At 60.6% G+C, this 13,442-nt stretch carries 9 protein-coding genes; 7 read left to right on the top strand and 2 right to left on the bottom strand.

The features are described from left to right. Positions 1-186: 186 nt before the first annotated feature. From H1B37_RS09280 to H1B37_RS09260, 5 genes are all read left to right on the top strand, one after another. The gene (locus tag H1B37_RS09280; protein ID WP_286177557.1) at positions 187-1,194 is read left to right on the top strand and encodes an ABC transporter substrate-binding protein; all 1,008 of its coding nucleotides are present in this window, start codon (positions 187-189) and stop codon (positions 1,192-1,194) included. Further along, on the top strand, positions 1,191-2,684 hold the full coding sequence (locus H1B37_RS09275; protein ID WP_182866360.1) for a sugar ABC transporter ATP-binding protein: 1,494 nt from the start codon (positions 1,191-1,193) through the stop codon (positions 2,682-2,684). Before H1B37_RS09280 ends, H1B37_RS09275 begins: the two co-directional genes overlap by 4 nt. After that, positions 2,681-3,748 carry an ABC transporter permease gene (locus tag H1B37_RS09270; protein WP_182866359.1) on the top strand — a complete coding sequence of 356 codons (1,068 nt, stop codon included), beginning with the start codon at positions 2,681-2,683 and terminating at the stop codon, positions 3,746-3,748. The genes H1B37_RS09275 and H1B37_RS09270 overlap by 4 nt, the downstream gene beginning before the upstream one ends. A gap of 208 nt (positions 3,749-3,956) precedes the next feature. Then, positions 3,957-4,901 carry a riboflavin biosynthesis protein RibF gene (gene ribF, locus H1B37_RS09265; RefSeq protein WP_182866358.1) on the top strand — a complete coding sequence of 315 codons (945 nt, stop codon included), beginning with the start codon at positions 3,957-3,959 and terminating at the stop codon, positions 4,899-4,901. Positions 4,902-4,916: 15 nt separating this feature from the next. Next, entirely contained in the window at positions 4,917-5,906 is a 990-nt protein-coding gene (locus H1B37_RS09260; protein ID WP_182866357.1) for a DHH family phosphoesterase, read from the top strand. Positions 5,907-5,975: 69 nt separating this feature from the next. Here H1B37_RS09260 and H1B37_RS09255 read toward each other — a convergent pair whose 3' ends face one another. Continuing rightward, positions 5,976-8,018 carry a membrane or secreted protein gene (locus H1B37_RS09255; RefSeq protein WP_182866356.1) on the bottom strand — a complete coding sequence of 681 codons (2,043 nt, stop codon included), beginning with the start codon at positions 8,016-8,018 and terminating at the stop codon, positions 5,976-5,978. Positions 8,019-8,291: 273 nt separating this feature from the next. Between H1B37_RS09255 and purB the strand changes: the two genes are divergently transcribed. Beyond that, positions 8,292-9,740 carry an adenylosuccinate lyase gene (gene purB / locus H1B37_RS09250; RefSeq protein ID WP_182866355.1) on the top strand — a complete coding sequence of 483 codons (1,449 nt, stop codon included), beginning with the start codon at positions 8,292-8,294 and terminating at the stop codon, positions 9,738-9,740. A 234-nt stretch (positions 9,741-9,974) separates the two neighbouring features. Here the strand turns inward: purB and ppk1 are convergent, their stop codons facing one another. After that, positions 9,975-12,194, bottom strand: coding sequence for a polyphosphate kinase 1 (gene ppk1, locus H1B37_RS09245; RefSeq protein WP_353620810.1), 2,220 nt, complete (start codon positions 12,192-12,194; stop codon positions 9,975-9,977). A gap of 251 nt (positions 12,195-12,445) precedes the next feature. Between ppk1 and H1B37_RS09240 the strand changes: the two genes are divergently transcribed. After that, on the top strand, positions 12,446-13,438 hold the full coding sequence (locus H1B37_RS09240) for a hypothetical protein (protein ID WP_182866354.1): 993 nt from the start codon (positions 12,446-12,448) through the stop codon (positions 13,436-13,438). Positions 13,439-13,442 lie beyond the last annotated feature (4 nt).

Below are 13,442 nucleotides of genomic sequence, written 5' to 3'. Positions count from 1 at the left end.
TGTCCAGCCGCGTCGGTCGGAACCACGGCAGGGATGGCAGAATGATTCGGGGCAGAATGATGCAGCGCGGGTGGGCCAGCGGCTTAGGAATAATCAGCCTCGCCACTGTCCCACGGCACGTGTCGGCATCGACTATCATTGCGGCTTCCCTCCAACCCTTCTCCCGATCGCTTCACAAGCACGCTCATGAAACGTTTCATCCTTCCCCTGGTCATGCTGCTGGCCGTCACGTTGATCGTGGCCGGTTGCAAATCTTCGTCCGACAATTCCTCCGCATCGAACGCCGGCGACGGCGACGGCAAGCAACTCCGCATCGCGGTGATCCCCAAGGGCACCAGCCACGAATTCTGGCGATCGGTACACTTCGGCGCCGAAAAAGCAGCCCAAGAAATCGGCAACGTCGAAATCCTTTGGCGCGGCCCGGTGGTCGAAAGCGACACGGGCAGCCAGATCGAAGTCGTCAAATCCATGATCACGATGGGCGTCGACGGCATCGTGTTGGCACCGAACCAAAAAGGCGGCCTGGTCGACGCGGTCGAAGAATCGATCGGCGAAGGCATCCCGGTGGTGATTTTCGATAGCGGGCTGGACGATGGCCCCGAGATCGTCAGCTATGTCGCAACCGATAATTTCAAAGGCGGTCAGATGGCCGGCGACGCGATGGCCAAAGCGATCGGCGAAAAAGGCAACGTGATCTTGTTGCGTTACTTGGCCGGCAGCGAAAGCACCGAACAGCGCGAAGAAGGATTCTTGGAAGCACTGAAAAAGTATCCCGACATCACCGTCGTTTCCTCGGACCAATACGCCGGCGACAACGCGACGAGTGCGAAAGAAAAAGCCGACCAGTTGCTGCAACTGCACGGCGAATCGCTGGCGGGAATCTTTGCCGTTTGCGAACCCAACGCCAACGGCACCCTGGAAGCGATCAAAAACGCGGGGATGGCGGGAAAGATCAAATTCATCGCCTTTGACCCCAGCGACGCCTTGATCCAAGGCATGCGGGATGGCCATTGTCACGGCATCGTGCTGCAAGACCCCGTGCAAATGGGTTACCAATCCGTCATCACGATGGTCGACTTCATCAACGGCAAATCCGCGGAGGATTTCCAGAGCACCGGCGAGTACCTGGCGACGCCGGAGAACATGGACCAGCCGCAATATCAAACGCTGCTCAAACCAGAAACGGTGCAGTGAAACCGTTGCTGGAAGTCTCCGGAATCAGCAAGCGGTTCGGCCCCACGATCGCCCTGGACAAGGTCTCGCTCTCCGCCCAAGCGGGCCGCGTGCTGGCCCTGATCGGTGAAAACGGCGCGGGCAAGAGCACGCTGCTGAAAACACTCAGCGGCGCCCACCGCGCCGACGCCGGAACGATGTCGCTGGGCGGTCAACCCTTTCGCCCGTCCAGCCCCATCGACGCGCGCGACCGCGGCGTCGCGATCGTCTACCAAGAACTCACCTTGGCACCGGACTTGAGCGTCGAAGACAACGTGATGCTCGGTCGCGCCGGCACCGGTGCGGGGACCTTGATGCGATCCAATCAACGCGCCGCGGTCAGCGAAGCGCTGCACCGCGTCGGGCTGATGCACTTGTCGCCCAAGGCGCGGACCGGCGACCAATCGGTCGCCACGCAACAATTGATCGAAGTCGCCCGGGCGCTGATCAGCGATGCCAAGATCATCCTGTTTGACGAACCGACCAGTTCGCTGCCGGCGGCCGACGTGGACCGCTTGTTCGAAATCATCGACAACCTTCGCAGCCGCGGACTGGCGATCATTTACATCAGCCACTTCTTGGAAGAAGTCCGCCGCGTCGCCGACGATTACGCCGTTCTGCGTGACGGCAACTCCGTCGGCAGTGGACAGCTGGCATCGATCACCGACGACCAAATCATCTCGTTGATGGTCGGCCGAGACGTCGACGACCTGTTCCCCCACGTCCCCCACGAAATCGGCGACGTCCGCTTGGAAGTCGAGGACCTGGGCGCCGCACCGATGCCCAAAGACGTTTCGCTGTCGCTGCGGCGTGGCGAGATCTTTGGCGTGGCCGGACTGGTCGGCGCCGGACGCACCGAGTTGCTGCGTTGCCTGTATGCCCTGGAACCGACTTACGCGGGACACGTCCGACTGGACGGCCGACGCCTGCCACACAACGTGCGCGGACGCCGCAAGGCCGGGTTCGGGCTGCTGAGCGAAGACCGCAAGAGCGAAGGCCTTGCGCAAAACCTGTCGATCGTCGAAAACCTGGCGATGGGCAATCACGATCGCTACAGCCGAGCCGGATGGATCAATTTGAACGCCCGGCTTCGCGACGCCCGGGAATGGATCAAGAAGGTGGAGATCAAAGCACAGGATCCGGTGCAACCGGTCGCGGAACTGTCCGGCGGCAATCAACAGAAAGTCGCCATCGCCCGGCTGTTGGCGCAGGACGCCGAGATCTATCTGTTGGACGAACCGACCAAGGGAATCGACGTCGGCACCAAAGCGGAAATTTATCGCATGATGGGCGAGTTGGCGGCCGCGGGAAAAACGGTCGTGTTCGTCAGTTCGTACCTGCCGGAATTGTTGGCGGTTTGTGATCGGGTCGGCGTGATGACCCGTGGACGGCTTGCCGAGTCGCGTGATGCGAGCGAATGGGACGAAGAGGAATTAATGGTCGCGGCGTTGGCCGCGGTGGAAGAACGATGACTGAAAATCAAACACGACGGGGCAAATTTCATTGGCTGACCTCGTTTCGGCACGGCCCCACGCTGGCGTTGTTGGCGATCATCGCCCTGTTTGCCATCCTGGACTGGCAGTTCGGCAGCGGCCGATTCTTTTCGCCGCGAAATGCGCGTGTGATCGTCAACTCGGCCGCCCTGATCGCCGTCCCCGCACTGGGCATGACGATGATCATCATCGCCGGCGGGATCGACCTGTCCGCCGGAACGGCACTCACCCTTAGCGGCACCGCGCTGGCGATCGCCTTTCGTGATTACACGATCCCCGCCGACCAGGCCGGCGCGGCGACGTGGATCGCCGCGGCGCTCGCCTTGGGCTTGGCCGTCGGCGTCCTGTGCGGATTGCTGAACGGTTTGATCATCAGTTTGACCGAGATGGTGCCGTTCATCGTCACCCTGGGCACGATGACCATCTTCCTGGGACTGGGCCAAGTGATCGCCGATGAATCGACCGTGTACCCCGAATCGGAACACTTGCCCGATTGGTTGCGGTACCTGTGTTACACCGGCAGCAACTCCGATCACTACTGGATCGATTTCTTGCACATCCCGGCCAGTGCGTTGATCGCAATCGTGTTGGGATTGCTGGTCGCCGCGCTGATGCATTTCACCGTCTTCGGCCGCAACGTGGTCGCGATCGGTTCGAACGTTTCGACGGCACGGCTGTGCGGGATCCGCGTCGGTCTGACAACGGCCGCGGTTTACGCGTTGGCGGGCGTGTTTGTCGCCGTCGGTGCCCTGCTCTACTTTGCCAACGTGAAAAACGGGAACCCGTCCGACGGCACCGGCAAGGAATTGGAGATCATCGCCGCGGTGGTGCTCGGCGGAGGCAGTTTGAGCGGCGGACGGGGGTCCGTGCTGGGAACGATCATCGGGGCGCTGATCATCAAAACGATCAGCAGCGGATGCACCATGCTGTCGATCCCCAACACCTACACGCACATCATCATCGGCGTGATCATCATCATCGCGGTGTTGATCGACGGGCTGCGAAACGGAGCCCCGAAATGGCTGTTCGACCGACTGCGGTGACTTTTTCGTCCCCACCTCGCCCGATCGCCAGGAATCGGCCAAACTAGTGCTTTGGCAACACTTTGACGTAGCTACGCTCGCCAGAGCGTGGAAACCGCCGGGGATCCACCTTCTGGCGAAGGTAGCTAGGTTCGCACGGCGCTTCGCCACTGTCATGTGCTCCTGCCCCCGTTTCCGCGAACCACCCTTCCCTGCCCTCTCGACTCCCGTGACCGAAATCGTCTCGCTTCCCGACATCACCGGCTCGGCGGTTCTTGCTGCGCTGCGGGGGGGCGTGCTGAGCATCGGAAACTTCGACGGCGTCCATCTGGGCCACGCCAGCTTACTCGCGCAAACGCGTCGATTGGCCGATCAGCTGGGCGGCCCGGCCATCGCCTGTCTGTTCGACCCCCACCCGATCGCGATCCTGCGTCCCGAATTGGCGCCGAAACGATTGACGTCGATCGACCAGCGGGCACAGCGGATGACCAAACTGAGCATCGATTTCCTGCTCGTTTGCCAGACCTCCCCGGCCCTGTTGAACCTGTCGGCCAAGGCATTCTTCGACGCCCTGGTCTGCGACACGCTGGATTGTCGCGGCGTGGTCGAGGGGCAAAACTTTTGCTTCGGCAAAGACCGCCAAGGCGACGTCCGGGCTCTCAGAACGTGGTGCGGTGAGCATGGCATCAAATTTCGTGTCGCGGAAATGGAATCGGTCGACGGGTCGATGATCAGCAGCACGCGAATCCGCGACTTGTTGGCCGGCGGAGACGTCCGCACGGCGGCGGCGATGATGGCCACACCGCATGTGATCCGCGGCCGGGTCGGCCACGGGGACCGCCGCGGACGCACGCTCGGTTTTCCCACCGCCAACCTGGAACAGATCGACGTGGTCATCCCTGCCGCCGGCGTCTATGCCGGATACGCCTCGGTCGGCGACACCCGCCACCGGGCGGCGATCCACATCGGCGAAAGCCCGACGTTCCAATCGGGCGACGCGACCAAAGTCGAAGTCCACCTGATCGGTTTCGACGGCGACCTGTACGATCAAACACTCGACGTCGAATTGATCGACCGTGTGCGCGGCGTGGTCCGATTCCACTCGGTCGACGCGTTGACCGACCAGCTTCGAAAAGACATCCGATTCGCCCAGCAATTGCTGGTTGCCCCCTAACGTGATCCATTCCCGATGACCGTCAACTGGAAACGCTTTGCCGACCAGATCAGCTACTACCAATCCTTCGTCCTGGTCAGCCACGTGCGCCCCGATTGCGACGCCTTGGGCAGCGAGCTCGGCATGGCGTACATCCTTCGCAAACTGGGCAAACAGGTCCGGATCATCAACGCCCATCGCGTCCCGCCGTCGCTGCAGTTTCTCGACCCGGCCGGCAACATTGAAATCCTGGGCGAGGACGTCCAGGCCGAAGACATCTCGGCCGATTGCATCATGATCCTGGACACCAGCGCGTGGGTCCAACTGGGCGACATGGCCGATGTCGTCCGCGCCGCATCGTGCGACAAAATGGTCCTGGACCACCACGTCGGCGAAGACGACTTGGGGGCGACGATGTACAAGGATTACCAGGCCGAAGCCTGCGGCACCCTGGTCGTGCAGGCGGCCGATGCGCTGGGCGTTCCGCTGGTCCGCCCGATGGCCGTGCCGCTGTTCGCGGCGATCGCCACCGACACCGGCTGGTTTCGTTTCGGCAGCGTCAACGCGGACACGTACCGCGTGATCGCACGGCTGGTGGACACCGGCGTGGTTCCCGCGGAAATCTACAGCGACCTGTATGAACGTGACACGCTGGCTCGGTTGAAATTGCGCGGCCTGATCCTCTCGCGGACCGAAAGCGAACTCGACGGGGCGCTGATGCACACGTATGTCGAAACCCGCGACTTCGAAGCGGTCGGAGCATTGCCCAGTGACACCGAGGACTCGGTCAATTTGACCCTGGCGGTGGAGAACACCAAGGCCGCCGTGATCTTTGTCGGCCAACGCATGGGCGGGTTTAAAATCTCATTCCGCAGCCGCTGCGACCTGGCGGTCAACGTGATCGCCGAGCGGTTCGGCGGCGGCGGACACAAGGCGGCCGCCGGTGCGTTCCAAGAAGGCACGCTCAGCGACGTCAAAGCCCGCGTGCTGCCCGTCGTGATCGAAGAACTAAAAAAGGTGCTTTAGCACCGCTTTGGGATAGGCTTCCAGCCTGTCGTTGCGGAAATCGACAGGCTGGAAGCCTATCCCACTGGCTTACTTGGCCATCAGGAACCCGGTCATCGTCCAGCCGCTGTCGGTCTTTTCCCAGAACGCGCCGCCGCTGGTGAAGAACGGTTTGATCGATTCAAACGGCGGCAGCTTGCCGGCTTGGATTGGATCCGGCTCTCCCTCTTCGCCGTTCTCCACGATCCGCCGCAACAGATTGGCGATCAACGAGTCGCTGTCCTTCAGCTCACCTTTGCGCAGCAATTCGTAACGTGCCCGCAACGCGATGCTGGGGTGGAAAACGCTGTCATAGGTCACCAGGTTTCCGACGTTCAGATCATCGATCGCAGCGACGATCGTTTGCGTGGCCTCGGTCGACGCCAGGCCATCGTTTTCGGCCCCCGAGCGGACACGTTTTCCCAGCTTGACCAGCAACTCGCTATGACTGGAAAACATCAGGTAATCCGCCCCGTCAGTCTGTGGTCCTTTGACGACGGCGATGGCCCAATGGTTCAACAGCGGTGCGGTGTCTTCGTCTTCGATGTCTTCGTCGAATCCCAGTGCGGCCAATTGGGCATCGATGTCGTCGCTATCGTTCTTGCCGCGTTCGACGCGCCAAACATCAAACTCGGGGACCTCCAGTTTGATCGCATCGGGTTCGACCTCCATCGCCTTTTGAACGACCTTGGCAACCACATCGGCGTTCTTGATCCGCAGCGCGACCAACATCCGATCCGACTCCGGTCCGGCCGGCATGGTGTTGTCGGTGATCAGGATCACCTCGTTTTCCAGGTTGGGCAAAAAGTCCTTGGCGATATCAATCTGCGGGCCTTCGGGGTCATCGCGGATCCCTTCGATCATCGGGCGAAACAGGTCTTCGCCCAGCGCGTCGTTGACCAACGACTCAGCCGCCCAGAAAGCTGATTCGAGCTCCCAGTTGAATCGAAAGAACGCTCCGGAGTCGTCGGTGGGCCACGCGGGGATCGGCAACCGGATCGCATTCTTGGCCTGCAACATGCGGGCGGCTTTGGTCAGCTTTCCCGGCGCCAGGACGATGCCCGAGTGCAGGATGTCGAACCGTTGGCCGGCGACCATGCCGACGCCGCCGACGGCTTCGATGACGCCGAATCCTTGACGTTCGAGCAACTCGATCACGTCCAAGTCGTCACGCCGATCGTATTCAAACACTTCGCGCAAGATCCGCCCCATCGCGAACGGCTCGGCATACCACTGCCAACACAGCGTCGCGCCCTGGTCGTCGGCTGATTCGATCGACTTGGACGATTCCGAGAGCACTTGTTGGTACGACGCGCGAGCGGAGAATGCCTTGGCCGGCGACTTGTTTGCCAACACGTCCAACGCATCCCGAATCACTCCGGCGCGATCGGCCGCGATGAAACGCTGGTCGTTCCAGGTCAACGCGATCTCTTCGATCTTCAACTGCCCCGGCTTCGGCTTGGTGCGGTACACACGGATCGTATCCTCACCGTACGTGAGATCCTTGCGCGTCGCCCCACCGGCCTTCAATTCGGCATCGATCTTTTCGGCCGCCGCATCCGCTTCCGCCTTTCGGCCCCGGATGTCGGCGATCACGCCCAACGCGTACGGACGACGCTTGTCATCGGGAAACGCCATCCACGCCACCACGACCTCCCCCGACGCGATCTCGTACAGATCATCGGGCTTCAATCCGATCTTACGGTCGAGCGAATCAAAGTAGGTTCGGGCGCGTTCGCGTTGATCATCCAGAAACGGTTGCATTTCGGCCGAGGCCAACAGCAAGCCGATCTGGGTCCGCTCCCAGGCGTCGCAAAACGTGGGCAGTTCCGGGATCCGCACGATCCCGGCGGTCGATTCGGGCAACACGTCCACCGCCGGAACATAACCGCCCGCCGGTGCCTGCTGCGGCGCCGCCGGTTCACTCTCGACAGCCGTTGTTGCTACCGCGGATTGCTCGGCAGTTCGGGCGGCGTCGGCCGCTTGCGCCTGCTGCACCGGCTGGGCAGCGATCGACAAATGGCCGAGGGACAAAAGGGCGAATCCACACAGGAATGCCGCCGACGATCGGATCAAATGAAGACCAATTCTCATAAAAATATCTTTCGGCAAACGCTGACACCTAGCTGCCATGATGTTCGGAAAAAAACCGCTGATTCGAAAAAACGCCAGGGAGTGGAAAAGCGCAAATCTGCTCAAATGCATGTTTGAACCCAGCGGCATGTGAATCTCGGGGGAGCGAGACTTACTCGCAACGAGTGGCGGCCGATCGAATCGACGAATTGTCACCCATCGCGAGCCCAGTATGTTATCGCACTCGATTTAACCACGAAACGCCTTCGATTCCGACGTCCCGAAACTGTTGAAATGACCCAATCCTCGTCCAATCCCGCCGAATCAACGTACCAAAACCCCCTGATCGAACGCTATTCGTCTCGAGAAATGGCAACGCTGTGGGGCCCGAATCGACGTTTCCAGACCTGGCGACGCCTCTGGATTGCCCTGGCCGAGAGTGAAAAAGAGCTCGGAATCGATATTTCTGACACGCAATTGGAGCAACTCCGTGCGTTTGAGTCCAATCTAAATCTAGACGTGGCCCGAGAATACGAGCGGATTCGACGCCACGACGTGATGGCCCACGTCGAAGCCTATGGGGACCAATGCCCCGATGCCAAAAAAATCATCCACCTGGGCGCCACCAGCTGCTTCATCACCGACAACGCCGACGTCATCTTGATCCGCGACGCGCTGCGGTTGGTCGCCCGGCGGCTGGCCGCCACCATCGACACGATGGCCAACTTCGCCGCCGAGTACCGCGACCTGCCCTGCCTGGGGTTCACCCACCTGCAACCGGCCCAGCCGACGACCATCGGCAAACGATGCTGTCTGTGGACCTATGACCTGGTCCTGGATCTGCACGAGATCGAACACCGGCTGGAAACTCTGTGCGCCCGCAGTGCCAAGGGGACCACCGGAACCCAAGCCAGTTTTCTGCAACTGTTCGGCGGCGACCACGACAAAGTCCGCCAGCTGGAACGCCGCATCGCCGAAAAAATCGGCTTCGACAAGACCTACGCCGTGACCGGGCAAACCTATCCCCGCAAAGTCGACGCCCAACTGCTCGACGCACTCAGCGGGATCGCACAAAGTCTGCACAAGACCGCCACCGACATCCGGCTGTTGGCCAACCGCAAGGAGATCGAAGAACCGATCGAAAAACATCAAATCGGTTCCTCGGCGATGCCCTACAAACGCAACCCGATGCGGAGCGAGCGGATCTGTGCGTTGACACGATTCGTGATGAGTCTGCAAAGCAGCCCGGCGATGACGGCCGCGACGCAGTGGATGGAACGCACGTTGGACGACAGCGCCAACCGCCGACTGGTGATCCCACAAGCCTTCCTGGCCATCGACGCCTCGTTGGTGCTGATGCAAAACATCGCCAGCGGTTTCGTCGTCTATCCGAAAACCATCGAGCACAACCTGGCCAAGGAACTGCCCTATATGGAAACGGAAAACATCATGATGCGGGCCGTTGAAGCCGGCGGCGATCGACAAGACCTGCACGAACGGATTCGCGTCCACAGCCGCGAAGTCGCCCAGCGCGTCAACGCCGAAGGCAAACCCAACGACATGATCGAGCGACTGAAGAACGACGACGCCTTCTCCGCCGTCTCCTTCGACACCGAAATCAACCCGCTGGACTTCGTCGGCCGCGCCCCCGAACAAGTCGACGAGTTCATCGCCCAAGAGATCCAGCCGATCCGCCAACGTTACGCCGATCAAGATTCGCTGAGCGTCGAAGTCACGGTGTAGCCGGCAACGATTGCAAATTGCAAATTGAACAGTGCAGATTGCGAAATGATTTGAGCGACGAGTCCCGGCAAATTTGAATTTTGCAATGAGCAGTTTGCATTTTGCATTTTGCAATCGAGGGATCCAGCAGAATCGCTGAACGCCCCGAACCTCCCCAAGGTTCCAAGTTCCATTGATTTTCGCCAACCCACCCCCAGGCGGAGCCCGGGTACGAGTCACCCAAGCCTATTCATCTCAGCTGCCCGCGCTGATCGGGCGGAACGTCGCGCGGCGACTCGATTCGGCCTTTTTCCAGGTGTTGACGACACGGTCGTATAGCACCCGCTGGGAACGCAGCGGCGGTTCGTCGCCGCGGTCCTTTTGACGGTACTCGCCGTCGGGCATCATCTGCCAGCAATTGGTGTTGTCCTGAAAATAGGTTTCCAACACTTCCTTCAACCGATCACAGCACTTGCGGTCGGCCACGGGCACCAGTAGCTCGACGCGCCGATCCAGGTTGCGGGTCATCCAGTCCGCGCTGCCGATCAACAATTTTTCGTCGCCGTCCTGATGGAAGCAAAAGATCCGTGCGTGTTCCAAGAATCGATCGATAATCGAAATCACTTCGATCGAATCGCTCAGCCCTTTCACACCGGGCCGCAAGCAACACTGGCCACGCACGTTCAACCGGATCTTTACCCCTGCCCGACTGGCGCGATAAAGCGCGTCGATCACCTCGGGGTCGACCAAGGCATTCAGCTTGGCGGTGATCTGCCCGCGTCCGCCTTGCAGACTGCGCTGCGTTTCCTCTTCGATCAGATCCAAAAACCGGCGTCGCATCGTCGTCGGTGCTGCGGCGAGCTCTTCCAGCGCCCGGGGCTGGCTGGCGCCGGTGATCGCATTGAAGAAGTTCGTCGCGTCGCGGCCCAACACTTCGTCACAGGTCAACAGCGAGATGTCGCTGTACAGTTTGGCCGTGGCTTCGTTGTAATTGCCGGTGCCGAAGTGCATGTAGCGGACGATGCCTTGCGGTTCGCGTCGTACGATGATGCACACCTTGGCGTGTGTTTTCAGTCCGTGGATTCCGTAGATGACTTGAACCCCGGCGCGTTCCATTTCCTTGGCCCACTCGATGTTCCGCGCCTCATCGAACCGAGCCTTCAACTCCACGATCGCCGTGACGTACTTGCCACGTTCGGCGGCGCGTTCCAATGCCGCAACGACGGGACTGTTCTTGCTGGTCCGGTACAACACCTGTTTGATCGCCAGCACGTCCGGATCGGCAGCGGCCTCCTCGATCAGCCGGACGACGGAATCGAACCGATCGTAGGGATGCACCAACAACAGGTCGCCCGCGGCGATCGTCGCAAACATCGGCTCTTCGGGATCGATCCGCGGGTGCGGCTTGGCCGGCCAAACCTCGTCGCGGTGTTGATCGAACCCCTCCTCGCCGTGCAGCGCGAACAGGAAACTCAGATCGATCGGTCCGTCGATGGGATACAAGTCTTCGGCGTGCAGTTGATGGACTTTCTGCAAAAACTCCACCGCCTCCTCGCTGGCCGACGCACCGTACTCCAGTCGAACGGGCCTGGCGTAGCGGCGGTTCTCCAGGATTTCCTCCATCCCGCCCAACAGGTCGCTGGCGGCGTCTTCACGGAATTCGATGTCGGCGTTGCGTGTCAGCCGGAACGGGACACACTCGACGACCTCGCGGCCGGGGAAGAATTCATTGACGAAATGTGCCGTCAAGCGTTCCAGCAACACATACCCGTGGCGTTTGTCGCCGGAGATCGGCAACACGCGTGGCAGCGATCGGCCCATCGGAATCAGTGCATACTCCGACGTTTGCTCCGCCGGCGAATCGTCGTCCGAATCGGAACCGCCACTGGCCTTCCCCAATCGCGTCTCCGGATCCAGTTTCAGGCGGACGAACAGGTGCAGGCCCAGACCTTGCAACAGCGGAAAGCTGTCCGCCGAAACCGCTTGGGGCGACAGCACGGGAAAGACGTCGCGCCAGAAGCGGGCGGTCGCGGCGACGTGCTCGGACTCACTGGCTTGCGTCAAATCGACTTGCGCGATCCCCGCCGCCTCCAATTTCGGCTGCACTTCGTCCCGCAGCAACTGGTACTGCCGCGACACGATCTCGTGCCCCTTTTTGGCGACCGCCTGCAATTGTTCCAATGCCACCATCCCGGCGGGATCCCGTTGGGTGGGATTGCGTTGGTGCAGGATTTTCAGTCCCCCGACGCGGACCATCATGAATTCGTCCAAGTTGGAACTGGTGATGGCCAGAAACTTGGCGCGTTCGAGAATCGGCAACGTGCCGTCGGCCGCCTGGGCCAGGACGCGTTGGTTGAACGCCAGCCAACTCAGTTCGCGGTTGAGAAACCGATCCTCCGGCAGCGGACGATCCATCCGAGCCTGACGTGCCGAGAGCTTCGATCCCTGCTTCTTTTTCTTTGCGGTTTTCGCCACTCGTTTCCCCGTGTCCATCGATGCATGATTGCTGACCTGAACGTCTCCCACCACAGAATACGCGATCGGAGGATCATCAGAAATCACCCGAGTCGAAAACGCGTGCGGGAGCGACGATCAGCGCACCGTCGGACGCAACGACAGCCGAATCACAGCGTCACGACCTCCGTTGACGGCCATCGCTGTGATCGGCTATCCCACATCGATAGCGATCCGACGGCACCCGGTTTCCCGACTTTTTTACCCGCACGATGATCTACTTTCTGACGACCAAACGGCACAACTACACGATCCGCAAGTGCTTGGCATCGTGTGGTGCGGCACTGGCTGATTCGGTGCGTCCACGATGCTACGGAAAACTTTTCCTGCAAAAGCGATATGCCCCGGGCACCTATGTTTTTTCCGACCTGGAACGGCTGGATGCCACGTCCCGCAAGCGGGCCTCGATCATCCGACAGCGGATGCTTGGTGACGATCGCTTTCGCGTCCTCAATTCACCCGCCGACACGCGGCTGCGGTTTGACCTGCTCAAAACTCTCGTGAATCGATCCGTCAACGATTTTGACGTGCATCGCTTAGCCGATCGTCCACGTCCGGCACGCTTTCCGGTCTTTATTCGTGGCGAAGACGACCACAAGGGACCGCTGTCGCCGCTGCTGCACGACCAATCCCAACTGGACCGCTGGGGAACTCAATTCGAAAATGCGACCGGCGGACGACGCGACAAACTCGTCGTCGAGTTCCTGGACGTCTCCGACCGAGACGGTGTTTTCCGCAAATACGCTGCCTTCAAGATCGGAGATCGCATCATTCCGCGGCACCTGTTCTTTGCCAAAGACTGGTGTGTGAAGTCTTGGGAATGTTTGGATGAACCTTACCTGGCCGAAGAATGGGACTACCTGTGCCAAAATCCCCATCACGATGAATTGTGTGCGATTTTTCGGATGGCCCGAATCGATTTCGGCAGAATCGACTACGGCGTGCGAGAGGGGAAACTTCAGGTGTGGGAAATCAACACCAACCCGATGCTTCCGGTCGACTACGGCGGCGGCGGAACGGCACGGGATCGGGTGCACCAGCGGTTTGATGCCCAATTCATCGACGCGATGCGCGCGATCGATGATTGCCACGGCCATTCTGCCATGCCAGCGGATCGAATCATTCCGCTATGGCGCGCCGCCGAGATCCCGGCACGAGCCATCTATCGGAAGCTGCGCCGCGGGAAACGAAAGCGGGTCGCCTGAGGCC

Source organism: Stieleria mannarensis (genome assembly GCF_014154935.1).
Lineage (GTDB): Bacteria > Planctomycetota > Planctomycetia > Pirellulales > Pirellulaceae > Stieleria > Stieleria mannarensis.
The sequence above is the reverse complement of the archived record's forward strand: the minus strand, read 5'-3'. Positions and strand labels throughout refer to the sequence as shown.